Below are 26204 nucleotides of genomic sequence, written 5' to 3' on the forward strand. Positions count from 1 at the left end.
ATCGAAATTTTCAGTTTCTATTTCATTTTCATTTTCAAATTTTTGTTATCCTGCAATTATCTCATGCAAACTCTTTTTCAAAGCTTCCAAATTGGCTTTTTTATCGTCAATGTTTTTATAAGTTGCTGATAATAAAGGATTTTCTCTAGATGGATTGCTGAAGAAACCAAGGTTGTTTTCTAGTTTTGCAATTTCGGCTTCCATATCAGATATTTGGCTTTTTATTCTGCGGGCTTTATCTGTGATCTGATGTTCTGAAAGTCCTTCTTCTTTTAATGCATACTCCTGAATATTGTTCAGTTTTAGTTTGTCACGCAGTGTTTTATTAAAATCTGTGTGAAGCTGCAGTTTGTCTTTTGGTATTTTTCCAACAGCATTCCAAGCTGTTTTTATTTCTTCAATTTTCCCTACACTTCCTTCCTCATTGGTAACTTGTTTCAGTTGTTCCAAAAGGTCTTTTTTGGTGGCGAAATTTGCCTTCCAATCTTCGCCTTCCGCTTTGCTTTTATCTCTGAAATTCTCGAAAAAAACGTTGCAAGCATCACGAAATTCATTCCAGATTTTGTCTGCCATACTTCTTGGTACATGTCCAATTTTTTTCCAATCTTCTTGCAAGTTTTTGTACATAGAAACCATGGTATCCCAATCTTCTGAGGTATTATTGTCTTTTGCAGTTTGAATTAATTTAAGCTTATCATCCAGATTTTTTTGTTGAGAATTTTTTTGATCTTTATAATAATGGTTTTTATTATTATTAAAAATCTTTAACGCATCTTTGAAATCCTGCCAATTTTGATTGGATAATTTTCTACTAACGCTACCTGTTTTCAAAAAATCTGCACGCAATGTTTCAATTTTTTTCAGGCTATTTTGCCAATAACTATGGTTAGGCTCTTTTTCTGGGGCAGTCAGTTTTTTTATTTCTTCAATGATGGCATTTTTCTTTGCAAGATTTTCAGCATGTTCTGTATCCATCATTTCTGATAGTTCTGCACGTCTATCATGTATTTTATCAGAAATATCTTTAAATTCTTGCCAAGTTTTTTCGCGGAATTCTTCTGCAACTGGAACTGCTTCTTCTTTCCAAAGTTTGTGTAAATACTGCAGTTCGTTTAGTGCTTTTTGTACAGATTCTTCTGTTAGCAATTCTTTTGCACGCAATATAATATGTTCTCTTTTTTCGAGATTGTGTGCGTACTCTTGCTCTAGGTATTCTTTTTTAAGATCTAATATTTCGTAAAATTGAGTAAGATGATGAAAATAATTATTATTAATTATTTTGAAATCTGCTTTTGGCACTTGTCCTGCAGATGTCCACTGCTCTTTTATAATTCTTATTTCTTTAAATAAATTTGTGCCAGCATCTGCATTGCTATTTAAATTTTTCAATTTTTCAATAATCTGCTGTCTGATTTCCAGGTTTTTAGTTTGCTGTTGATCTTGATTTTGGTGAAATTCTTCCTGCACTTTTTTAAAGCCTTGCATCAACTCTCCAAATCTATCATTGTTTTCATTTTCAAATTTGAAATCTTCTGCAGAATTTTCGCCTTCTGCCCATTTTTCCTTCTCCGTTTTTTCTATTGCGTGCAAATGTGCGTAGCCAAGAGCTTTATATTTATTAAATTCTTTAGAATCTCTACTCCAGCTTTCTGCGGTTGCTGTTTTTTGCAAAGCAGCTAATCCTTCAATAATATCAGGGAGTGTCAAGAATTTTTCTATTTCTTGTTTTCCAGTGGCTTCATTAGAAGATTTCTCTGCAGTAGAATTTTCTCCAATGGTTTCTTTTTCTATTGCTTTCTCTTCAGAATTTTCTTCGTTAGTAGATAAATCATTCGTGTTTACTTCTTCTGATTGTCCTAATTCAGTTTTTGTATGTTCTTTTGCTTTATCTTCTTCAGAATTCTCATTTGATGCATCTTGCACTTCCTCTGCATTTTCTATATGTTCTTCTACCAATGCATCGGCAAGTTCGTTTACAGGTTCCGCTTCAGTATTTTCAATTGTACTGGGTTGGTTTGTATCGGAAAGATTTTTTTGTAGATTTTCGTTTTGATCTTGAGATAGATCTTTTTCAGAATTTTCTGTAGTCATAATGCAGCTTTTATTTACGGTAAAATATTTTCAAATGATATCTGTTTTTTCTTTTCTGAAAATATCAATAAATATATATAAAATTTTTCAACTATTCCATATTTGCCATGCTTTTTCTGCTTGTTGCTCTAGCATGTATTGTCCATTCAGTGTTTTTGCTCCAAAATTGGCAGATTTTCGTAAAAATTCTGTTATTTCTGGGTTGTAAATGAGATCTATTACTAAATGATTTTCTGTCAAAAATTGAAACGGAAACGGAATGTGCTCTTTTATATCTGGAAAAGTACCAACGGGTGTACTATTAATTATTATTTGATGGTTTGAAATCAAATTTTCATCTAAATCTTCAAAAGTAATATCGCCTTTTCTAGAAATTATTTGAAAGGGAATGTTGTGTTTATTTAGCACAAATTGAATGGCTTTTGCGGCTCCACCATTTCCTAGTATCAGTGCTTGCTCGTGCTTAGCGTTCTTTTTTAATAGTAATGTTTTTTCAAAACCAAAAGCATCTGTGTTGTAGCCGATTTTTTTTTCGTTCTGAATTAAAATAGTATTCACCGCACCAATTTGTAATGCTTCTTCACTCAATTCATCTAAAAACGGGATGATTGCTTCTTTATAAGGTTGCGTAACGTTTAAACCTACAATATTTTCAATTTTAAATAATTCTTCTACATCATTTATTGATGGAATATCAAACAAATCATAGTTGAAATCTGCATTCAAATTTTTGAATTTTGTTTCAAAATAAATTTTTGAGAAAGAATAGGAAATGTTTTTGCCTATTAAACCCAATTTTTTTGTTTTCATCTTTTGCTTTTAATATTTATTGCTAATACACGACTTTTAAATAAAGTAAAAACCGTGAAAATGATATATTCTTTGCAAATTTAATTCAATAAAAAAGACCGACAAAAAATCGGTCTTTATATATAAGGAATCAATAAATTATTTCACTATGAATTTTGTACTAAATTCTGAAGTTTTTAAAATATATAAACCAGTAGGAATTTTATTTAAAATTATGCTAGTGCTTTTTTCAAATGGTGCGGAAATTTTTTGAATTAATTTCCCGTTGGTATCGTAGATTTCTGCGAATTTTATTTTATTTAAATTTTCTCCTTTCACATTCAATTTTCCATCAATTACAGGATTTGGATAGATTTGGAATTGATTTCCTGCTTCTATTTCAGAAGTTGATAAAGAATAGCATTCCCAAGTAATATCATCAAAAGCAACACGATTACCAGTTACAGAATTATCTGTAAGTGAAAGCGTAAAACTTCCAGTAACATTTATATTATCAATTGAAAATGTACCTGTTGAAGTGCTGTATGGTACAGTTCCTACGGATGTTCCATTTATTCTAACCGTAAAAGTTCCTGCAACGCTTCCATATATTAACTTTGTAGAGATTGTGATTTTTTTAATTCCACCTCCGATAGAACTTGAAGAAAGTGTTCCATTTCTTATGGTTATTGCTCTTCCATTTAATGGTTGGTCTGTTCTTGCATCTGTAGCTGTCCAATTTATGAAATTGTTTGTCCAAGTTCTCGTATCATAATTACTTGCACTTGTAGGGATATTTTCAAAATCTTCTGCACCACAGCTTGTTCCTGCTGGAGCTCCAGCCAATGTAGTTTCAGTCGCCGTATTACTTTGAGCAGATGTATTGCCTGCCAAATCTCGCGCTTTTAAATAAAAATTATATGTTGTACTTGGTGATAGATTACTAATGGTTGCAGTAGTTCCTGATACTGTTGTAGTGCCAATACCATTTACATATACATCATACCCTGAAACACCTACATTATCTGTAGAAGGAGTCCAAGCGAGATCTATAGTATTAGAAGTTGGGTTTGAAGCTGCCAAATTTGTAGGTACTGTTGGCGGAGTAGTATCTACAACTACTGATCCCCAAATGTCTGTAACATATTGATTGTTGTCTATGAAGGGATTTCTATTCCCTTGATATGTGTAAGATGCGTTATTTCTGGCAATCTCTTCTGCAGAAACGGGATCCTGCGCATTCCAAATTAGCATTTGTTGCAATTCCCAAGCTTGAAGTCCAGGAAAAGAACTTCCTCCCAACAAATTTCCTGTAGAAAAACCAGAAAGTTGAGTTTCGTATCTAGTAACAAAATATAAAACCATTCTGGCAATATCTCCTTTAAAAGCACTATTAGGTTCAAAAACAGTTCCTCCATATCCTAAAGATGTAGAATTTCCTACCTTAGATCCATTCAAAGAGGTGAAAGTTGCTGTACCTACATTTCCGAAAGGGTAATTGCTTCTTGCACCATTTACTTTCCCATCGGTTGGTCTAATAAAGTGGATGTCTGATACCATCGGCGCTACAGAATTAAACAAACTTTGCGGTACAACGTGCTCTCTATTGTAGCAAGTACCTTCCGCACCTACATTTCCACATTGCCCTGTTCCAAAATTGTAATTATAAGGATCTGGACCATTTGGATTTTCGGAGTAAATATCTAATACTGTGTTATCATTTTCATAGAAATTGTCTTTGTCTGTAGTTTGGTATGCTGTCCAAAGACCGCCATATCCATTATCCACAGTTCCCGTAGAGATTATTTGGAAGAGTTTTGTTTTCAATGCTGCACCAGAAAGTCCGGTTGTACCATTGTAGTATCCTGCAGGAATTTGCGCAAAAGAAAATTGGCATAAAAATGCAAGAATAAAAGAGCTAAATATTTTTTTCATTAGATTTAAATTTAAGAGCGCGAATTTACAAAAATTCTCATATAATCTTAATTATTAATAAGATATTGTTTGTTGATTTTCGAAAAAAACCAAGAAATTAAAACTCCGAAAAAAGCTACCGTTGATGCTACAATTAGATAGTTTTTCAATAGCAATCTCACAGGGAAAGGTAGCGTTTCATTAGCTTTGAAAATTCCAGTTTGCAATTGTACAATGCACACCAAAGTTCCTATGATCAAACCAGCACTTACTCCTATGAAAACAATTAATAATCCCGTATAAAAATATGTTTTTCGCAAATGTTTTAATTGGAAACCAAGTGAAATTAAAGATTTTGATTGTTCTTTTTTGTCTAATTGCAAAATGATAATTGCACCAGCCAAATTGAAGGTAGTGATAAAAATAACGAGCACAAATATTAAATAAATAAATAATTTTTCGATATTAATCATTTTCCAAAAAGCAGCATTCTCTTCGCTTTTGGTTTTAATTTCATAAGCCGAGCCCAATTTTTGAGATAAATTATTTTTAATGTCATCTGCAAGTTCCGGGTCTTTTAGTTTGATTACTATTTGATATGCGGAACCTTTTGGAAGGTTTAAAAGTTCTTGTGTAAGCTCGATAGGTGATATTATGTAGCTGTTTAATTGATCGTTTCCTGGAAAAACACCACTTACATAAAATTCCTTTTTATTAAAAATATCTTCTTCCTTATTAATGAGTCCTTTCCCAGGTTTGGGCATGTATAAAGTTGCAAAACCCGCATCAGAACCTGGTGGAAGTGAAAGCCTAATATCTAGTTGATTTTCCATCAAAACCTCGTTGCTATACACAAAAGAGGGATATTTGCCATAGAGGATGGTTTTATCAATTGGGTTTACGGTCGTATAAGCAGAATCTACACCACGCAAAAAGGCTACATCACCCTTTCCTTGGTAATCTATGTACACCTTCTCCTCAATTAATTTAGAAAAATGGGAAATAGCTTTTTCTTCTTGTAGAATTTTTTCCAATTTTGGGATATCTACTAGAGATTTTTGCTTGGTACTTTTTATTGTAATATCTGCATGAAGGTTAGAAATAAGGTCTTTATTTAAATCCTCTAAACCAGAAAAAACAGAAATAATAATGAACATTGCAGCTACAGCAACCGTCATTGCAAGCACGGCCAACCACGTAATAAACGTGACAGCAGTACTGCCTTTTTTTGCAAGAAGGTATCTTTTCGCTATATAAAATGCTACGCTTGCCACAAAAATCTACAATAAAGGATTTTCTCCATCTCCACGCAATTCCTTTTCTATTCTTTCTACATCATCCAAAGTGGTATCTAGAAAAAAGCTCAGTTGCGGTACAATTCTCAATTGTGCGCCCACTTTTTTGCCTAAGAAAAATCTGTACTGCTGCTTGTTTGCTTCAATTTCTTTCATTATCGCATTGCGGTGTTCACTTGGGAATATGCTTAAATATATTTTTGCAACACCAAGATCTGCAGAAATTTTCACGTCAGATACGGTAATCAAAAAGCTTTGTGCACTCTCGGAAGCTTGCTTTCTAAAAAACTCTGCAAAATCTTCTTGTATTATTTGCGCTACTTTTCTCTGTCTATTGCTTTCATTCATGCTGCAAATTTACTAAATTTGTAGATAAGATTTTGGACGTGCCCACAATATTTTTGCAGCACATCTCACAATGCTCGTTGTGCGACAAAAATAAAGTAGTCAGTCTACGGTTTCCACTTTTTTTTGAAAATTTCTAAAGAAAAATCTTAGTAAAAAAAGTTTCACCTACAACCAAACGCAAAGGATTTTAAAAGTAGAAATCACGAAATAAATAATAATCAATAGAGAAAATATTCATCCAAGATTTGTTTTTTAAAGATAATTTAAACATTTTTCAATAAAATATAAATTTAAAATAAATTTGAATTAGATCAAACCATCTTAAACAAAATTAAAAATATGAAAATAGAACATATCGGAATTGCAGTAAAATCTTTGGGTTTATCAGACGAATTGTTTTCAAAACTTTTAGGAACGGAAAATTATAAACAAGAATCTGTAGAACGAGAAGGCGTTACAACAAGTTTCTATCAACTTGGCGAAAGTAAAATAGAATTAGTAGAAGCGAGTAGGGAAGAAAGCCCGATTGCGAAATTTATTGATAAGAAAGGAGAGGGGATTCATCATATCGCTTTTGGTGTAGAAAATATTTTGGAAGAAATTGCAAGATTAAAGAATGCTGGATTTCAATTTATATCCGAAGAACCAAAGGATGGTGCGGACAATAAAATTGTAGTTTTTTTGCATCCAAAATCAACAAATGGAGTATTGATTGAACTTTGCCAAGAAAAAAAGTAAAAAAAATTTTGAGGATTATAAAATTTCCTTACATTTGCACCTCAATAAAACGGAAAGCTAGTCTTTCTTAGTTTTAGGTCCTATAGCTCATTCGGTTAGAGCAACTGACTCATAATCAGTAGGTGCTTGGTTCGATTCCAAGTGGGACCACGGAAACACTCTTTTTTAAGAGTGTTTTTTTTTGTTTAAATCATCAAAATATTTTATTTAAAAATTTCAACAATTAATTTTTTTGTGATCATTTCTAAATAAATCTTATTTTTAATTCCGAAAAATTTTTTAAATTATGGACGCAAATACATTAGGAATAATCGCTGGAATTCTGACTTCCGTTGCTATGTTGCCACAACTCATAAAAGTTTTGAAAGAAAAAAATGTGGAAGATATTTCTTGGTTGATGTCCGCAATTCTCATCACAGGACTTTCTCTTTGGGTTTGGTTTGGAATTTTGAAAGAAGAATGGTCTATTATTTTATCAAATGGTTTTGCGGTTTTGGTGAATTTGGTTTTGCTGGTTTGTCTATTTAAATTTAAAAAATAATAGAATTTTTTCCATTATAAATTCAAAAGTTCATTTTTATCAAAAAATATGAAAAAAATTTTAAAGCAATAACCTCAATTCTGTAAAACTTACTATTTCTAAAATTTTAAGGTTGTAAAAATTTTCAGTTTATAGTTCAAGGTTTAAATAGGAATCTTTCCATATCCATTTTCTAAATCTTCTACCAATAATGGTGTTGCAATGCCACTTAATAATGTTCTTAATTTTTGTGCGATCTCTTTTTCTTTTTCCTTTTGCACTATAAAATGTTCTAATCCTTTCACGTTATCGCAATGGTATAAATAATATGGCATCACACCAAGATAATAGAGTTTTTTAAACATTTTTTCTAATACAACTTCATCATCATTGATGTCTTTTAAAAATACTGTTTGAGAAAGTAAGGTTACATTTAATTCTTTTAATATTTTTATCGCAGCAATTGACTCTGGAACTATTTCCGCGGGATGTTCTATGTGAACTAGAATATAAAATGGCTTTGTGAGTTGTATGGTTTTTATCAGATTAAATAATTCAAGAAAAACTGGACTTTCAAAAGATTTTGGGGATTGAAACGGCATTCTTGTTCCAATGCGAATTACTTTTATACTTTCAATTTCTTTTATTTTTAGTAATATTTCGTAGGTGAGTTTTGGTGTGTACAAAGGATCGCCACCAGATAATATAACGTCGTCAATTTCCGGATGATTTATTAAATATTCTACAATATTATCAATCTCATCTGATTTTAGCGTACCTTCTGGATTTCCAATTTGCCGGATTCGGGTGCAAAATCTACAATGTGCAGCGCATTGATAACTCACTTTTACAAGCGCCCTGTTTTTGTATTTATGGATGAGGCCTTTCACAACTTCATGTTTATCTTCCATCAAAGGATCATTGTAATTATTTTCAATGTCTTCGGGTTGTTCTGCTATTAAATATTGTTTCGAAATGCTTGTATTTTCTAATAAATTTCTTAAAAAAGGGGTCGTTTTTTCTCTCATTCTTAAGAATTTAAAAATTTAAAAAATATAGATTTCTGCACTTTTTCTTCAAAATCCACTTTATCAATTTTATAAATATCAGATATTATATTTCCTATTTGCTCATAATATTCATTTATATTCCCAATTTTGCTTCCACCCGATTTTAAAATATAAGGAACAGCGGCCAAATTTAAAATTGGTGAATGTACTGTGGTTGTGAAAAGCGCATCATGGGTTTCAAAGGCTTTTTGTGCAAGAGCATAGCACAAACGCATTGCTAAACGGCTGTAACCATTCAAAAATGCCAATTGTTCAAAATAGCAGGTAGGAATAAAATCATATTTTTCTATATTGATCGTCCAATTTGCCATTTCTTTCCGTTGCCAAAGATCAGTATTTTTCACGGTATCATTTTTCAGCATAATACCAAAACCTACAATTTTTCCATCATCAATTCCTACCAAAACATTTTCTTCCCTGATGTATTTTTGATAGGTTTCAATATCTGTTCCCAATAAAAAACCACCTGAAGTAGTTTCCCCTTGTACATTTTTAAAATGAAGTTGGTCTTTAATTTCGATAAAATATTGAGCATCTGATTCTACGGCTTGCCTAATTTTCATAATAAATATGGGGTCCTTTTAGTTGATTAATAATTGCACGGAAAAAACTCCAGGTTGTTTGGTTTTTTTCTAAATAATATTGCGGCAATATTTTTCTTTTTTTCGGCAATTCGTGCCACGGAATATTTGGATATTGATGATGGGTTGCATGATCATTAAAATTCATCAAGATCCAGGATAAAAATGGTACAGATTTCACAGATCTCACATTGTATCTTACCTCATTTCCTATCGTGGTATCATAGTGAAATATGTAGACCAACAAAGACAATATCCACGCAAATGAAAGCAATGGATAGCCAAATGAGAGCAAATAAACTTCCTTACCTAATAGCAAATATGCTGAAAAATGGAAGGCAACACTTAAAGAAAAAAGCGCAATAGACTTGAGCTGATCTTTAAATGTCCAGCCTTTAAAAGCAGGGGAAATTTTCAAGGCTAATTTTGGCGGCATAAATAAAAATAGAAATACGGAAACTAATGAGTGTAAAAAGAATCCACCAAAAAACACATTCAAATACCAAATGATGTAATAATAGATCGTTTTCAATTTTTTAAATTTTCCTTTTACGATGAATGTATCAAGCGCGGAAGTATGCTCATCTTTTCTATTGAAACCATGATGAAAATAATGTATTTTCCTGTAAATAGTGATCGGAACAAAAAGAGGAATTAGCATCAAGGTTCCTACAATATCATTCAACTTTAGATTATTGCTAAATAATTTTTTGTGCGCACTTTCATGCCCTACAATATAAATTCTGTAATACCAAAACCCTTGAAATATAAGCAATGGCAAGTACAAAGCATACATTAAAAATGGATTTTGAATATACTGAATGATGCTGCAAGCAAGAAAACTATTTGCAATAAATATAAAAACAGTTTCGAGAATAAGTTTGCTATTTTTATGGATGTTCATTATAAATATAGAATATCAAAGCTTGAAAGTACTAAATTATTTTCGGTTATATTTTTATTTAATAAATGATTATTGAAAAATTTCACCTACAAAACCATACTCAACTGCACTCGTTTTCGATCTTCATCTACTTCCAAAACTTTCACTTGCACATGTTGATTTAGTTTTACTACTTCATTCACGTCCGAAACGAAACCTTCTTTTAGTTGGGAAATGTGCACCAGTCCGCTTTCTTTTATTCCCACATCTACAAAACAACCGAAAGCCGTAATGTTGTTCACAATTCCGGGAAGAATCATGCCGATTTTTAAATTTTTGATGGATTTTACAGTCGGATCAAATTCAAAAACTTTAGCTGCTTTTCTGGGATCTAAACCAGGTTTTTCCAATTCTTTCAAAATGTCTTTTATTCCTAAAATTCCAATAGTTGAGGTGATGTATTTTTCTGGATTTATTTTTTGAATGTGCTCCCGATTACCGATGAGGTTTTCAGTCTTTAAACCTAAATCTTTCGCCATTTTTTCTACTATTTTATACGCTTCTGGATGTACAGCAGAATTATCCAACGGATTTTTTGCATTGGTTATTCTAATAAATGCTGCAGCTTGCTGAAATGCTTTTTCGCCCAATCTTGGTACTTTTTTTAGTTGTTTTCTATCTTCAAAAGCTCCGTTTTCTGTTCTATAATTTACTATGTTTTCAGCCATTTTTTCGCCAATGCCAGAAACGTAACTTAAGAGAGATTTACTTGCTGTATTTAGATTAATGCCTACAGAATTTACGCATTTCATAACCGTAGAATCCAGTTCATTTTTTAATAATGTTTGATCTACATCATGCTGATATTGACCAACTCCGATAGATTTTGCTTCAATTTTCACCAATTCTGCCAGTGGATCTTGCAATCTTCTGCCAATGGAAATTGCACCACGAACCGTAACATCATACGTCGGAAACTCGTCTCTCGCTATTTTGCTGGCAGAATATATAGAAGCTCCAGCTTCCGAAACTACAAAAACCAAAGGCGGTTTATCAAAAGCTATTTTTTTTATAAAGAATTCCGTTTCTCTACTCGCAGTTCCGTTTCCTATAGAAATTGCTTCAATCTGATTTGCGTTGACCATAGAACGAATTTTTTTCATCGCCATTCCGCTTTCATTTTGTGGTGCATGCGGAAAGATGGTTTCGTTGTAGATTAAGTCGCCTTTTTCATCCAAACAAACTACCTTGCATCCACTTCTAAAACCAGGATCTATTGCTAAAATTCTCTTTTCGCCTAAAGGTGAATCCAACAGAAGTTGGCGTAGATTTTCAGAAAATATATCAATGGCTTTGATGTCGGCTTTTGCTTTTGCTTCTTGCAAGATTTCGTTGGAAATTGCAGGTTCTAGAAGTCTTTTGTAACTATCTTTTATGGCTAATTCTATCTGATCTGTGCATTCATTATTAGAATTGATGATGGCATCTGCAATTATATCTAACGCTTCTATTTTATCAACTTCAATTTTAGTTTTCACAAATCCTTCGGTTTCTGCGCGCAAGATTGCCAGTAAACGATGGGATGGAATTTTATTTAAATTTTCTTCCCATTCAAAATATTGTTGATACTTTTTGGCGGCTTCGTCTTCTAATTTAGATTTAATAATTTTAGAAGAAATAAGTGCTTTTCTTTGAAACAATCGGCGCAGATTTTTCCGAACGTACATATTTTCATTGATCCATTCGGCGATGATATCTCTCGCACCTTGCAAAGCATCTTCAATAGATGTTACATTTTCATTCAAATATCTGGAAGCAATATCTTCTAAATTTCTAGAATTTTGCTCTTTTATGATTTTTGCCAATGGTTCTAAACCCTTTTCTTTAGCGGTATCTGCTTTTGTTTTTCGCTTTTTTTTGTAAGGTAAATACAAATCTTCTAATTCTAGCAGATCAAAGCTTTGTTCTATTTTATTTTTCAAATCTGGTGTCAAAGCATCTTGCTCTTCGATAGATTTTAAAATACTTTCTTTTCTTTTGATGATTTCTTCAAATTGCTTATTTAATTTAAAAATATTTTCAATTTGTACTTCATCAAGATTTCCGGTTGCATCTTTTCTATATCTTGAAATAAAAGGAATGGTGCAATCTTCTGCCAAAAGTTTTAAAGTGGCATTGATGTTTTGTTCAGATAGTTGAAGCGTATTTTTTATATATAAAGTAGAAGTCATGATGCGTTTTTAGTTTGGCTAAAATAAGAACTTTAAAGGATGATAGAAAATTTAGTTATTAATTATAGAAATAAATAGATTTTTAAAATGCAAAAAAATAATTCATTACCATTAAATTTTGTAAATATTTGCTTTATACAATTTTACCTATATGAAAATCAGTAAATTATAATTTACGAGTTCTTTACATTTCTTTTTCAAATATAAATTTTTTGTTCTAGGTAGATTTACAATATCAAATAATCACCAATAAAAATATTCTATTATGAAAAAAATTGTTTTAACATTAATAACTGTATTTAGTTTAATTGCTTGCCAAAAAAGTGAGGTAGATGCTGCGAAAAACGCCGTAGAAAATTCTGAAATAGCTGAAAATTTATCTACGATGAGCGCAGATTCTGTTTCTAGCTCTCTAGATAATCTTCCAAAACTGACGAAAGAGCAAACAGATGCTGCTTTGGCAACCATAAAAGGAACTGCTGAAGGAAAAATTGCAGAATTGAAAGAAGAAAAAGAACTGCTAACAGAAAAAGTAGCTAAAGAATTAGATTCTGCGACAAGAAAAACCATTGTTTCTGAAATTAAAATAGCACAACAGAAAATAGATTCTGTGAAAAATTCTATTGCAACAAAAGTGAATACAAAAAGCACTGCTCCAAAAATTATTCGGGAAACGAAGGTTGTTTACAGAGAAACACCAAGAGCAGAAAAGCAAGAAGCAGCTCCAAGAATTGTGAAAAATGGACAATTGGAAATTCTGGTAGAAGATGTTTCTTTGGCGAAAGATGCAACGAAAGAACAGATTGAAAAATATGATGGAATCATTAAAAATGAAAAAAATTCTAGCTATAATGATGAAGAATATACCTATTTGAAAGTAGCTGTTCCATTAGAAAAATCTGAATATTTGATCCAAGATTTAGAAAATTATGTAGGAAAAATTGTCTCCAGAAATGTAGAAATTACCGGACAAGATTATGCCAAAAATTCTATTTGCAATCTAGAAATTACTTTGGCGAACAATACAGAAAATGCTAGTGTTGCTACAACACCAACAAGTTTTGGTGGAAGAACTTTGGGTGCTGTAGGAAGTGGTTGGAATGTGATACAAGAGATTTTCTTATTTATTTTACCTTTTTGGCCAGTATTTTTAATTGGTGGAATTGTTTATTATTTCGTGAAAAAAAAGAAAGCGGAAAAAGTTTAATTTAAATGAATTCCATTTCGATAAATACAAGAAAGGGATTTAAATAAATTTTGAAAAATTAAATATAAAAAGGGAATCTTTTTTGAGGTTTCCTTTTTTTTTGCTAAAAATAAAAGCAGTATTCGATTTTTGTAGTAGCTATTTACGTTAAATTTTTCTTAAATAAGAGTTAAATTACTAATATTTAACTGCTTGATAATTAAATAATTGTATTTTTGCAATCTGATTTATTAAACAATTTTTTTATGCAAAAAGTATTTTTATTATTAATTTCCGTTCTATTTTTATCTACATCTTTCTACAAGCGAGATACGCGAAAATTTATTACAGAAAAAAATAATTTAATGATACTACCAATTGCAAAAAAAGAAGCGCCTGCAAAAAAAGCGTCTAGTTTGGCAGAAGAAGTTTATCTTTCTATTAATTTTGAAAATATAAATCGGCTAAATGCGGATGTTTTTTATAAAGCATTTCTTGGTTTTGAAAACTTGAAAAAAGCGGGTGAATTAGATGGAAATTCTCATCTGCTAACGATTTGTGATTTTTCTTTATCGTCAAATGTAAAAAGATTGTGGGTAATAGATGTGCACGAAGGGAAAGTGGTTTTTAATTCTTTGGTGGCTCACGGAAAAAATACAGGCGAAGAATTTGCAGAAAAATTTTCTAATACTGAAAGTTCTTTGCAAAGCAGTCTTGGTTTTTACATTACAGAAAGCACTTACGACGGATCCAACGGATATTCTCTAAAACTTCTTGGGATGGATGATGGTTATAATGATAAAGCGCTAGAACGCGCAATTGTAATGCATGGCGCAGATTATGTGAGTGAAAATTTCATAAAAAATGAAAAAAGATTGGGCAGAAGTTGGGGTTGTCCGGCAGTTCCAAAAGAATTGGCAGAGCCAATAATAAATACCATTAAAGGAAAAAATTGCCTTTTTATTTATGCTCCAGATCAAAATTATTTGGCAAATTCAAAATGGTTGAAGACTACAATTTAATTGTAATTCCTTTCCAACGGACTGAATTTTTTACAATTAATTTTAGTACATGACAAAAATTTTCAACCATAAAAGGAACAAAAGCAAACTGCTAAAAAAGTAGTGGAAAAGTTAAAATAAGTTTGAAAATATTTGACTTTTAAATTTTTTAATCTTTTTCAGTCTAAAAAACATCTGCTTTTGCGGTAAATTTTTCACATTTTATTTTATGTCGTGTACTGAATAATTTACTCTAAATTTTTCAAAGTATAATACAAACCGTCTATTACTTTGCACATCCTCGGAATATCCAAAGTTTCTACGGTATCACTTGCTTTGTGGTAGTTTTTATTTCTAAAAAATGAAGTATCTGTGAGCATCAAAGCGCTGTAATCAAATTTCCAATAGTTGAGGTGATCAGAATAATCTATGCCTTGCAGAAATTGAGGTGCCGTGAAAGTTTGCGTTTTTATTTGACCAGATTTTTTGTAGGTTTTATTAAATGCGTTGGCAAATTTTCCAGCATTAAATTTTTTCACAACCGTGATGAAATTACCTTTGTCGCCATAAAAAATTGAAAGCAAACCGAGTGGATAATCTTGAGAATTGGGTTCATCAGAAAAATAACCAATCATTTCGACAGAAACCATCCCAAAAACATCAATATTTTTATCTTTCAAAGATTTTGCATGAATGTAACTTCCCATGTTTTCTGTCCGAAAATAGGGTGGTTCTTCCAAAGTATAAGCCACCAAATCTATTCTAAAATTCAGTTTTTCGCCTTTTAACATTCTTGCTAATTCCAAAAGCGCAGTAGTTCCAGAAGCATTATCATCTGCTCCAGCTTGCTCTCCGCAAACATCGTAATGCGCACCAACTATAATTCTGCTTTTATGTTCGGTACCAAAAGAGGCAATTACATTTTTATAATTTTTGCCATCAACTTCAAAATTTTGAAAGGAAACGTCATCAGCATATTTTTCAAAATCTTTTTTGAGGTAATTTGCTGTAGAATCTAGTTGTGATAAATGATCAGCGTTTCTAAAATTTGGTATTTCGGTAAGTGCATTCAAATGTTTTTTCACCAAAGTTGAATCCGTTTTTTTATCTAAGATTTTTGCAGGATACTTAGGTTCATAAAATTGGAAAGAGAGAAATGCAAACAGGATCAGTGCAGAAAAAAAGAAAAATTTTTTCCAAGAAAATGATTTATTGTTATTTGTAGAATTCTTTTTCATTGTTTTTAAAAATAGATATAAAGGTACATTCTTTAAATCAAAAAAAGGAAACCTCAATCGGTTTCCTTCGTCTTCTTTTTAGATTTTTTCTTTATAATTTTAGATTTAACAAATTTTTTTCGCTCTTTGATGTGTTCCAAACTACAAGAATTGAAGCAATATTTTTTCGCTTTTTCTAAAAAATGTATCGCGTTGATGAAATTCCCTCTCTTTTCTGAAAGATAAGAGCGCAAAATCCAAATTACAGATTGGTCTATTCCTTTTATTTTTGAGGAATAATTAATTAATTTTTCTGCCTCTTCAAAATCTTCATTATTGATCAAACAATTGATGTAAAACTCTGGCGTGTTGATATTTGCGACATCATGCATCATTGCTTCGGCGAAATATTTTTTCGCGGTTTCATAATCTTTCAATATTTCAGAATGGATTCTCGCCATCAAACACAAAGCATCTGCATCTTCCGGATCGTAGGAAAGTGCGTAGTTTAAGGCTTCCAAGCATTCTGGTAAATTGTACGGAAAGCAATCTAAAGCTTCAAAGTAATATTTATTTTTAGTTAAGTTCATTTTGTTCTTTTTTTAGTTCATTTTTCAGTCTGCCTCTTTTTGTTTTAAAGGTTTTATCGGCAGTACTTTTTTTGAAATCATTGCCAGAGAAAGTTCTCACAGGATTTCCACGCTCTATTTCTATTTGATTTTTCCACGTTTCTTGCATTTGATTTTCTATTTTTTTTAAATCTAATTCCAAAACTTTTTCTTTTAATCTTGCGATAGAAATTTTCTTATTTTCCAATTGCGAACGCGTGTCTTGCACAAAAACCGAAATTTTGGTAGGCAAATGTGTAGCACGAACTGCGGTGCTTACTTTATTCACGTTTTGTCCGCCACTTCCTTGGCTTCTGGTGGTTTGAAATTGAATATCCTTTTCGTTAAATTCTATTTTCATTACATTTTCCAGTTCAAAAACCCCGATAAACCAATTGCTTCTTTTGTGCAATTTTCGGAAGGTGCTTTTGCCAATCCAGCAGATGCTTCCAATCCATGTTTTCAGAAATTGTTCTGCATTTTTGCCTTTCAAAAGTAAGCTTGCGGATTTTAAAGTTAAATTTTCATCGCCCGTTTCTCTGTGGATGATTTCGTATTCTATTTTGTTTTCTGTAGCTTCTTCTAGGAAAACCTTCAGCACTTTTGCCACTACAAATTGGCATTCCAAAGGTCCTCTTCCAGAAGAAATCTGTATTATTTTGTCCATTTTTTATTATTAATTATTTTTTGGGCAGACATTTGACTTTGTCGAATATCTATCATTTTATTTTTTTGGCAGACATGAACTTCGTTCGTAAACTTCAATTAAAGCCTTCGCTTCAATTTCGTTTATGCCTTCCGTTCTCTCCCGATGAAAAATCGGGATCCACTCATCTCGTCAGAAATGACGAGAGCAAATAGTCGCTTTTTTTCAATATTATTTTTCATTTACTAAAATTTAAATTTTAAGAAGATTTCCTTCGATAAATTGTCGATTTTCATTATTTATCATCTATCATCTATCATCTATCATCCATCATTTCCCTTTCATCCTCACAATTCTCGGTTGAAAAGTTCCCAGAATATCTACCGATTCGCTTTGGGCATTCATCACTTCGTTGATGTTTTTATAAGCCATTGGTGCTTCTTCCGTACTTCCACCAAGCAAGGTGATTTTTTTTAATTTCAACTCCTTTTTGATGTCGTTTTGCGTAAATAAATTTTTGCAAGCTCCTCTAGAATGTTGTCTTCCAGCACCATGAGAAGCAGAATGTAGAGAATCTGGATTTCCTTTTCCACGTACGATAAAACCTTTTGCCGTCATTGAGCCAGGAATAATGCCCAGTTCGTTTTCGTTTGCTGGTGTTGCTCCTTTTCGATGAACGATCACTTCTTTTCCGTTGTGAATTTCTTTCCACGCAAAATTGTGGTGATTTTCTATTCTAGCTTTCACTCTTCCGCCAACTGCTTTCAGCAATCTGCGGTGAATATCGTCATGACAAGCCGATGCATAATCTCCGGCAAGCGTCATTGCGGTCCAATATTCCAAACCAAGATGCGAGTCTAGAGAAAGCCAGGCAAAATTTTGCGCTTCCTTTGGTAATGGACATTGCTCTGCTGCAACTCTTGAATAATATTGCGCAATTTCTGCTCCAAAACCACGAGATCCGCTGTGCGAAAGTATACCCAAATATTTGCCTTTTGGTAAATCAATTTGTGCTTCTTCTTCCGTGATTTCTACTTCTCCAAATTCCACAAAATGATTTCCGCCACCAGAAGTTCCCATTTGTTTGTGGGCTTTTCCTTTCATTCTTTTTAGAATGGGGATTAAATCAAAGGTGTCTCTCTCGAAAATTTCATTGTCGATGTGAGTTTTATGCACTTCGTTCATTCCAAATTTGGTGTGTTCTGCCAAGGCTTTTTCGTATTTGTCTTTTGCGCCATCTAGGTAAGAAATTGGCGTATCCAAAATGCTTAAACTCATTCTGCAACCGATGTCCATTCCAACTGCATACGGAATTACCACATTTTCTACCGCCAAAACGCCGCCAATCGGCAATCCGTAACCGAGATGTGCATCTGGCATTAATGCGCCTTGCACAGAAATTGGTAATTTCAAACCGGTGTACAGTTGGTTTTTGGTTTCGTCTGAAATATTGTTTCCGAATATTTGAAACGGAACTCTATTTTGTAACAGCATTCTTTTTTCTGTTTTATTTGAGGTTAAAAGTGCTTCTGCAATCTGACCAAAAGTGAGGTCGTCTGCAAAATTTTGAGGTTCGTGTAGTATGTTTTTTAATAGTGTTTTCACGTGATGTATATTTTTTGTCGCGAAGTTTCTCTTCATAACTTCTAATGCGATATTGATGCTTTGATTGTTTGGAAATCCCAGTTTTAAAAGGTCTTTTCCTTTGAGTTTTAAAGTTCCCATTTAGAGATATTTGAAATAAGATATAAGATATTTGATATAAGATGATTGATAAATGATTTTCAATTCGTGTGTTGAATTTATTGTTCAAAAAAATCTATTCTTTTTAGTTGTTGAATTGGTTGATAGTTTTGTAGGCGGAAATACTTTTCTAGCCCCGATAGAAGTGGAAATCCTTTTTTTGCATTTGAAAAAAAGATTGCAACGGATAGCGGGAATTAGCTCCAAATCAAATATTTTTTGTAAAATTTTGAAATGGAAACGGTTTTCCTTTAAAAAGAAATCGGGAAATTTTGTGGTGTGAAATTTATCCAAAGAAAAACCCGAAATCTTGCGACTTCGGGTTTGTATATTTCAAAATTGTTGTATTAAGAATGTACCATACCACGAAGCTGCACCACCAAAAGTGGCAATCCTACTGCTGAATGCTGTGTAAATTTGAACATGGCTTCGTTGTTTTTTAATTGTTAGACTTAATTTTCAGGTGCAAATATAGGATTATTTTTGAAACTGCAAACTTTTGTAGAATTTTTTATCAATTTGTTGTAATTTACGTCATGAATTTGCTGATAATTCAAACAAAAAAAGCCGCAATTAGATTGCAGCTTTTCTGTTTTTAAAAATTAAATTTTATTGTTGTTGCGAGCTGTTTCCTATTGGTGCAGTGCTCAATTCTTCTTCTGTAGCTGGTCTTGTGAAGTCTAATTCTATATCAAAATTTAAGGTTTGACCTGCCATTGGATGATTTAAATCTACATTCACGGTTTCTGCGGTTACTTCCATTACCATTGCATTTATTTGGTTTCCTTCTGGATCTTGCAAAGGTAAAATTGCGCCAATTGGTGGAAGACCGGATTGCTCAAACATTGCGATTGGAAGTTGTGTTTTGGCTTCTTCATTGCGAATACCATAACCTTCTTCTGGCTTTATGGTAAAAGATTTTTTGTCACCGGCTATCATACCTTCTAATTCTTTTTCAAATTTTGGCAACATCATTCCTACACCATACAAAAATGTAAATGGTAGATCTGCTTCTGTTTTTTCTATGAATGTTTGTTGGCCATTTTCTTCAATCGCATTTAGGGTGTAATGTACGGATACGATGTGATTTTTCTCTACTGTCATCTCTTAAAATTGTTTGGGATTTTGTTTTTCCCGGATGTTATTATTTACTAAATACAAAGGTAAGAATTTTCTTTCAGATTGATTTTTGATGCGAAATTTACTTAAAATAATTTGAGTTTTTGATTGCTAAAAAATATACTTTTAAAAATTTAAATTGCCTGTAATTCAACCAGATTTTGATTATTTAAGATTAAAACTCCTTCCGAAATGTTTTCTGGATGATTGTTGAAACCCTTTAATTTGCTGGTTTTTTTCTTCATTACTAAATCCTGAATTTGCTTTTCCGTCAGTTTTTTACCAAAGATTTCAAAGGGAATTTTGAAACCGCAATCTTTAAAATTGGAACAACCGATGGCGGTTTTGCCTTTCATTAATTTTTGAGTCTTGCATTTTGGGCAATCCAAATCTTCCCAAGTGGTTTTTGTCGGTTTTTTCGCAACTGCTTTTGTTGTGCTTTTTACCGCTGTATCTTCTTGAATTACAATTGCTTTGGCTTTCTCATGAATTACTTTTTTGGTAAGATTGGTGACCATTTCTATCAGCTCATTTTTAAATTGGGTGGCATCATATTCTCCACTTTCAATTTTGCGCAGTTTATATTCCCATTCTCCCGTGAGTTCTGGGCTTTTCAGCAAATCATCATCTATGGTATCTATCAATTGAATTCCGGTGGATGTGGCCAGTATATTTTTCTTTTTTCGCTCTATATATTTTCTGCGAAATAGTGTTTCTATAATATTGGCTCGGGTAGAAGGTCGGCCAATTCCGCTATTTTTCATTGCCTCTCGAAGTTCCTCATCATCTATTTGCCTTCCCGCAGTTTCCATCGCTCGCAGCAATGTAGCTTCGGTATATGGTTTTGGCGGACTGGTTTTTCCTTGATGAATGAGTGGTTTGTGAGCGCCTTTTTCGCCTATTTTAAATTCTGGAATGCTTTGCTCTTCATCTTTCTCTTTTTTGTCTGTATCTTCTTTTTTATCTTTTATGTAAACTTCTCTCCATCCTAATTCTAAAATTTGCCGACCAGAAGTTTTGAATGGAATGCTACCAACTTGTCCTTCTACCAAAGTGTTTGAGATTTTGCATTCTGGATAGAAAACAGCGATAAAACGTTTTGCAACCAAATCATATATAAGCTTTTCTTCTTTGCTTAATTGGGTAGTTGGCGGAATTTCTGTGGGAATAATTGCATGGTGATCCGTAACTTTAGAATCATCAAAAACTGTTTTAGAATTGGGTATCGGTTGCAACAAAAGTGGTGCTATTAATTCTTTGTAAAAATGCATGCTTTGCAAAATTCCTGGAATTTGTGGGTGCAAACTTTCTGATAAATAGGTAGTATCTACACGAGGATAAGTGGTGTGTTTTTTCTCGTACAAACTTTGGATATACTTTAAAGTATTTTCTGCAGAATAGCCATATTTTCTATTGGCTTCTACTTGCAAAGCGGTAAGATCAAACAATCTGGGGTTTTTTTCTTTGCCTTCTTTTATTTCAAAAGAAACAATTTCGAACTCATTTTGTTTTAAATATTCTAATCCTTTTTCAGCTTTTTCTTTTGTTTTTAATCGATCTATTGCCGCATTGAAAACGACATCTCGATAGCGAGTTTTCAGTTCCCAATATTCTTCTGTGTTGAAAGCATCTATCTCTTTTTGTCGCAAGACAATCATTGCTAAAGTGGGCGTTTGAACTCGTCCTACAGAAAGTACAATTTTGTTTCCGCCAAATTTTTTGGTGAATAATCTTGTTGCATTGATGCCCAAAAGCCAATCTCCAATTGCTCTTGCATTGCCGGCTAAATATAGGTTTTGATAATTTTCTGAAGGTTTCAAATTAGAAAATCCAGCTTTGATGGCAGCTTCTGTGAGCGAAGAAATCCACAATCTTTTTATGGGTTTTTTGCACTTTGCTTTTTGCAAAACCCAACGTTGGATGAGTTCACCTTCTTGTCCTGCATCACCACAATTGATGACTTCATCGCATTCTAAAACTAATTTTTCTATGGTTTCAAATTGTCTTTTTACGCCAGGATTGTCTATTAATTTTATTCCAAAAGGATTGGGAATAATGGGAAGCGAAAATAAATTCCAAGATTTGAGGTGCGCAGAATAATCATGAGGCTCTTTGAGCGTGCAAAAATGCCCAAAAGTATAGGTTACACAATATCCATTGCCTTCATAATAGCCTTGTTTGGCAACATTTGCGCCCAAGACTTTTGCAATATCTCTGGCTACACTGGGTTTTTCTGCGATACATAATTTCATTCAACATTAATTGTGGTGCAAATTTCAACTAAAAAATTTAGGACAGAAACATTTTTAACACATAAATTTTATTAAAATACTTCTTATTTAGATTTATATAAGAAAATAATAGTTTGAAAAATCTTTGATTTTTTTGGTAAACGTTTTTTTAAAAATTCTTTAGAAAAGGATAAAGAGATTGTTTTCCGCTTTGATAAATTTAGCGTAAAATAAATTTCATCCATTATTCTTCACTAGACATTATAATAATGCTTTTGTGCTTTTTGTGTTAAAGTATTCTAAAAATTCAAAAACAATTTAGGATTTACGGGTACATTGTTTTTTATGAACTTCGTAATGCAAATGTGGACCAGTAGATCTTCCGGTATTTCCAGATTTTGCAATAAGTTGATTGCTAAACACTTGGTCATTGGCTTTCACCAACAATTCGGATAAATGACCATATAAAGTTGCCAAACCATTTCCGTGTGAAATGATGACGCAATTTCCATAACCACCTTTCACACCAGAGAAAATAACGGTTCCTGCAGCTGCAGCATTCACAGGAGATCCATACGCTACGGCAATATCCAAACCTTTGTGAAATTGAATTTGATCTGCTTCACTCGGTGCATTGTTTTCTTCTCGTACCGCCGGTTTTTGTGGAGGTGTTTTTACTGCATTTGCTACAGACGCCTTTATTTTTGGATAGATGGTAATTTCATCAATCACATTTCCAAGACTGTCTCTTATTTTTAAAATTTGCGGCGCAGTATTGATGTTTGTTTCATTATCCACGGATGGAATTGGAGAAGGAACTGTTTCCGTTTTTTTAGCAATAATTTTTGATGGAATAGGATTTTTCCTTTTGCCAAATTGAGAAGAAATATAGCCTTTTGCAGGAATTCCTATGGGAACACCCATCAATTTATTTTGAAGATCTACAAGATATTGGCTGTATCTATTGCTTGATTGTGCGAGATAGATGGTATTATTTAAACTATCTTTTGCAAGTGTTTCCACGTTTTCATTACCAATGTTTTTGGATTTCAAATAGCCATTGAGTGAGTTCACTAGACGATCTACATTTTCCAGATCATTTTTCAATTGAGGGTAATCTATACTATCTTTTTCTTTATTGATGGCGACAAGATTTACCACGTATTTTTTATCTTGTTTTTCTTTATAAAACTTTGCAATTATTAATGCTTGCGCAAATATGATTGAAGATAATACTATTAAAATTATGAAGCTATTTCTCTTCTTATTTTTTAATTTTTTTAGTCTTTTCATGAACTATGAGGATGAATTTATAATTTAACAAGACGCCAAAAATATAAAAATATTGTGCTATAAATAATTATTTTTAAAATTAAAAAATCATATGAACCACATTACAAATTAGGTTGCATTCATAATTGCTTTTATCTATATTTGTATTTATTCAAAAGAAATTATGTCTGAAAATAATTTGAAAAAAAAACACATTTCTGAACTTACAAATCCTCAAGTTGGGGTTGTAGGTAGCGGAAGTTTTGCTACAGCAATTGTAAAAATGCTGGTAGAAAATTCTAAATTGGTGCATTGGTGCGTGAGAAATGAATTTGTGAAAGGTGCTATTGAACTGCGCGGACACAATCCTACTTATCTTACTTCTGTAAGTTTTAAAAAAGACAATCTTGCAATAACAACCGATATCAATGAGTTGGTTTCTCAATGCGATGTCATTATTTTAGCCACACCATCTATCTATTTATCAGATACGATAGAAAAGATGACTTGCGATTATTCTAATAAGATTTTCGTTTCTGCCATCAAAGGTATCGTGCCGAAGCACAATGATGTAGTCGCACATTATTTACGAGATGTGTTTAAAATTGGCTTCAAATGTCAAGCTGTAATTGCAGGTCCTTGTCACGCAGAAGAAGTCGCAATGGAGCGATTGTCGTATCTTACCATCGCCAGTGCGGAGGAAGTTGTGGGCGAAGTTTTGAAGAAATTATTCGTTTCAGATTTTATAAAAGTACATACCAGTAAAGATATTTTGGGAAATGAATATAGCGCGATTTTAAAAAATATCTATGCCATTGGTGCCGGAATGGCAAGCGGTTTGGGATATGGAGACAATTTTGCCGCAGTTTTGGTTTCAAATGCTATTCGCGAGATGGAGATATTTTTGGAAGCAATTTATGAAGAACCAAGAGATGTGAATGAAAGTGCATATTTGGGAGATTTATTGGTTACAGCTTATTCTTTATTTTCTAGAAATAGAAGTTTAGGAAATTTAATTGGGAAGGGATATACCGTAAAATCTGCAATACAATCTATGAATATGGTTGCAGAAGGATATTATGCAGCAGATTCTGTATACAAAACGAGCAAAGAAAAAGGATTAGATCTACCAATTATCAAAACGGTTTATCAAATTTTGTATGAAGAAAAAAATGCGGAAAAATCTTTTAAAAAATTGACACAAAAGTTAAATTAAAAATGAACGAACTAACCAACAGAATTCCTCTCGATCATTACGATGTTGTTTTAATCGGAGGTGGAATTATGAGTACCACATTAGGTACTTTACTTCACGAATTTGAACCTCATCTTAAAATTGCCATTTTTGAAAGATTGGGAAGGTTTGCCAAAGAAAGTTCTGCGCCATGGAATAATGCTGGAACAGGACATTCAGCTTTTTGTGAACTCAACTATACGCCAGAAAAGGAAGATGGAACAATTGATATCTCTAAAGCAGAGAAGATTGCAGAACAATTTGAGGTTTCCAAACAGTTTTGGTCTTATTTGATTTCCAAAAATCACATAGCAGAACCCAAAACTTTTATTAATTCTTGCCCACACATGAGTTTGGTTTTTGGGGAAAATGATGTTGAATTTTTGAGGAAAAGACATCAAAAAATGACAGATTCTCCGCTCTTCAAAGACATGAAATTTTCTACTGATTTTGAGCAATTGAAGGATTGGATTCCTCTAATAATGTCTAAAAGAAAAGAAAACGAAATTCTAGCGGCCACGAAAATTGACTTAGGAACCGATGTGAATTTCGGAAGTTTAACGAGAAAAATGGGGCGCTTTTTAGCAGAAGATTCTTTGGTAGATGTTTTTCTTTATCATGAAGTGAAAGATTTGGACCTAGAAAAAGACGGCACTTGGAAGATGAAAGTTAAAAATAGAATGTCTGCAGAAAGCCAGCACGTTTCTGCAAACTTTGTATTTGTAGGAGCAGGAGGTTATGCTTTGCCATTATTGGATAGTTCAGACATAGAAGAAAGTGAAGGATATGGCGGTTTCCCGGTTTCTGGGCAATGGTTGGTTTCGCATAATGAAGATTTAATTGCTCAACACCAAGCCAAAGTTTATACACAAGCAGCTTTGGATGCTCCACCAATGAGCGTTCCGCATCTGGATTTAAGAATAATTGATGGCAAAAAATCCCTACTTTTCGGTCCTTTTGCAGGTTTTTCTACAAAATTTTTGAAAAAAGGCAGTTATTTAGATTTACCAGATAGCGTTAATTTCTCAAATATACGTTCACTTTTTGGAGCTTGGTGGCACAATTTACCATTAACGAAATACCTGATACAGCAAGTTACGATGTCTAAAGCTCAAAGAATTTCCGCTTTGCAGCAATTTGTAAAAGATGCAGACGAAAAAGATTGGGAACTTTTGGAAGCCGGACAAAGAGTGCAAATTATCAAAAAAGATGAAAAAGACGGTGGAAAATTGGAATTTGGGACAGAAGTAGTCATCAATAAAAATAAAACTATTGCCGCTATTTTGGGCGCTTCACCTGGAGCATCAACGGCAGCTTCTGCCATGATACATGTTTTAGAAGAATGTTTTCCGGATAAAATTCAAAATGAATGGCGAGAAAAATTATTAGAAATAATCCCAAGTTATGGCCAAAAACTTTCTGAAAATGCCGAATTAACAGAGCAAATCCGGAATTATTCTAAAGAAAAATTAGAATTAAATTATTAA

21 protein-coding genes, 1 tRNA gene and 1 pseudogene are annotated in these 26204 nt (G+C 32.7%); 7 read left to right on the top strand and 16 right to left on the bottom strand.

The window, feature by feature from the left end:
- Nucleotides 1-45: 45 nt before the first annotated feature.
- The 5 genes from HNQ03_RS07500 to rbfA form a co-directional block, all read right to left on the bottom strand.
- Nucleotides 46-2091, bottom strand: coding sequence for a DUF349 domain-containing protein (locus HNQ03_RS07500; RefSeq protein WP_173779060.1), 2046 nt, complete (start codon nt 2089-2091; stop codon nt 46-48).
- Nucleotides 2092-2178: 87 nt separating this feature from the next.
- Nucleotides 2179-2901, bottom strand: a complete 723-nt coding sequence (locus HNQ03_RS07505; protein ID WP_173779061.1) for a shikimate dehydrogenase family protein — start codon at nt 2899-2901, stop codon at nt 2179-2181.
- A 138-nt stretch (nt 2902-3039) separates the two neighbouring features.
- A complete protein-coding gene (locus HNQ03_RS07510) occupies nt 3040-4815 on the bottom strand; it encodes an endonuclease (protein ID WP_173779062.1) in 1776 nt (591 codons plus the stop codon).
- A 47-nt stretch (nt 4816-4862) separates the two neighbouring features.
- Complete coding sequence (locus HNQ03_RS07515) at nt 4863-6068, bottom strand: ABC transporter permease (RefSeq protein ID WP_173779063.1); 1206 nt, start codon at nt 6066-6068, stop codon at nt 4863-4865.
- 6 nt (nt 6069-6074) lie between these two features.
- The gene (rbfA, locus tag HNQ03_RS07520) at nt 6075-6437 is read right to left on the bottom strand and encodes a 30S ribosome-binding factor RbfA (RefSeq protein ID WP_173779064.1); all 363 of its coding nucleotides are present in this window, start codon (nt 6435-6437) and stop codon (nt 6075-6077) included.
- A gap of 339 nt (nt 6438-6776) precedes the next feature.
- On the opposite strand from rbfA, the gene mce reads away from it, so the two are divergent.
- From mce to HNQ03_RS07535, 3 genes are all read left to right on the top strand, one after another.
- The gene (gene mce, locus HNQ03_RS07525) at nt 6777-7175 is read left to right on the top strand and encodes a methylmalonyl-CoA epimerase (protein WP_173779065.1); all 399 of its coding nucleotides are present in this window, start codon (nt 6777-6779) and stop codon (nt 7173-7175) included.
- 76 nt (nt 7176-7251) lie between these two features.
- A tRNA-Ile gene (locus tag HNQ03_RS07530) sits at nt 7252-7325 on the top strand.
- Between the two features lie 136 nt (nt 7326-7461).
- The gene (locus HNQ03_RS07535) at nt 7462-7716 is read left to right on the top strand and encodes a SemiSWEET transporter (protein ID WP_173779066.1); all 255 of its coding nucleotides are present in this window, start codon (nt 7462-7464) and stop codon (nt 7714-7716) included.
- 143 nt (nt 7717-7859) lie between these two features.
- On the opposite strand, the gene HNQ03_RS07540 is transcribed toward HNQ03_RS07535, so the two are convergent.
- From HNQ03_RS07540 to HNQ03_RS07555, 4 genes are all read right to left on the bottom strand, one after another.
- Entirely contained in the window at nt 7860-8723 is an 864-nt protein-coding gene (locus tag HNQ03_RS07540; protein WP_173779067.1) for a KamA family radical SAM protein, read from the bottom strand.
- 2 nt (nt 8724-8725) lie between these two features.
- Nucleotides 8726-9328 (bottom strand): hypothetical protein, encoded by a 603-nt coding sequence (locus HNQ03_RS07545; protein WP_173779068.1) that lies wholly within the window; start codon nt 9326-9328, stop codon nt 8726-8728.
- Nucleotides 9318-10250, bottom strand: a complete 933-nt coding sequence (locus HNQ03_RS07550; protein ID WP_173779069.1) for a fatty acid desaturase family protein — start codon at nt 10248-10250, stop codon at nt 9318-9320. Before HNQ03_RS07550 ends, HNQ03_RS07545 begins: the two co-directional genes overlap by 11 nt.
- Before the next feature lie 86 nt (nt 10251-10336).
- On the bottom strand, nt 10337-12460 hold the full coding sequence (locus HNQ03_RS07555; RefSeq protein WP_173779070.1) for a Tex family protein: 2124 nt from the start codon (nt 12458-12460) through the stop codon (nt 10337-10339).
- Between the two features lie 265 nt (nt 12461-12725).
- Here HNQ03_RS07555 and HNQ03_RS07560 point away from each other — a divergent pair, with 265 nt between their 5' ends.
- Nucleotides 12726-13667, top strand: a complete 942-nt coding sequence (locus tag HNQ03_RS07560) for a DUF4349 domain-containing protein (RefSeq protein ID WP_173779071.1) — start codon at nt 12726-12728, stop codon at nt 13665-13667.
- A gap of 245 nt (nt 13668-13912) precedes the next feature.
- A complete protein-coding gene (locus HNQ03_RS07565; RefSeq protein WP_173779072.1) occupies nt 13913-14668 on the top strand; it encodes a murein L,D-transpeptidase catalytic domain family protein in 756 nt (251 codons plus the stop codon).
- 227 nt (nt 14669-14895) lie between these two features.
- Here the strand turns inward: HNQ03_RS07565 and HNQ03_RS07570 are convergent, their stop codons facing one another.
- From HNQ03_RS07570 to HNQ03_RS07600, 7 genes and pseudogenes are all read right to left on the bottom strand, one after another.
- Nucleotides 14896-15885, bottom strand: a complete 990-nt coding sequence (locus tag HNQ03_RS07570) for a M28 family peptidase (RefSeq protein ID WP_173779073.1) — start codon at nt 15883-15885, stop codon at nt 14896-14898.
- Nucleotides 15886-15938: 53 nt separating this feature from the next.
- Nucleotides 15939-16454, bottom strand: a complete 516-nt coding sequence (locus tag HNQ03_RS07575) for a tetratricopeptide repeat protein (RefSeq protein ID WP_173779074.1) — start codon at nt 16452-16454, stop codon at nt 15939-15941.
- Entirely contained in the window at nt 16441-17139 is a 699-nt protein-coding gene (gene prfH, locus HNQ03_RS07580) for a peptide chain release factor H (RefSeq protein WP_173779075.1), read from the bottom strand. Before prfH ends, HNQ03_RS07575 begins: the two co-directional genes overlap by 14 nt.
- Nucleotides 17140-17448: 309 nt before the next feature.
- Nucleotides 17449-18843 (bottom strand): RtcB family protein, encoded by a 1395-nt coding sequence (locus HNQ03_RS07585; RefSeq protein WP_173779076.1) that lies wholly within the window; start codon nt 18841-18843, stop codon nt 17449-17451.
- 627 nt (nt 18844-19470) lie between these two features.
- Nucleotides 19471-19965 carry an FKBP-type peptidyl-prolyl cis-trans isomerase gene (locus tag HNQ03_RS07590; RefSeq protein ID WP_173779077.1) on the bottom strand — a complete coding sequence of 165 codons (495 nt, stop codon included), beginning with the start codon at nt 19963-19965 and terminating at the stop codon, nt 19471-19473.
- Nucleotides 19966-20114: 149 nt separating this feature from the next.
- Nucleotides 20115-22232 carry a type IA DNA topoisomerase gene (locus HNQ03_RS07595; protein WP_173779078.1) on the bottom strand — a complete coding sequence of 706 codons (2118 nt, stop codon included), beginning with the start codon at nt 22230-22232 and terminating at the stop codon, nt 20115-20117.
- Nucleotides 22233-22510: 278 nt separating this feature from the next.
- A pseudogene (locus HNQ03_RS07600) lies at nt 22511-23504 on the bottom strand (M23 family metallopeptidase).
- Nucleotides 23505-23667: 163 nt separating this feature from the next.
- Here HNQ03_RS07600 and HNQ03_RS07605 point away from each other — a divergent pair.
- Both HNQ03_RS07605 and mqo read left to right on the top strand, forming a co-directional pair.
- Entirely contained in the window at nt 23668-24699 is a 1032-nt protein-coding gene (locus HNQ03_RS07605) for an NAD(P)H-dependent glycerol-3-phosphate dehydrogenase (RefSeq protein ID WP_173779079.1), read from the top strand.
- Between the two features lie 2 nt (nt 24700-24701).
- On the top strand, nt 24702-26204 hold the full coding sequence (gene mqo / locus HNQ03_RS07610; protein WP_173779080.1) for a malate dehydrogenase (quinone): 1503 nt from the start codon (nt 24702-24704) through the stop codon (nt 26202-26204).

Source organism: Frigoriflavimonas asaccharolytica (assembly GCF_013294015.1).
Taxonomy (GTDB): Bacteria; Bacteroidota; Bacteroidia; order Flavobacteriales; family Weeksellaceae; genus Frigoriflavimonas; species Frigoriflavimonas asaccharolytica.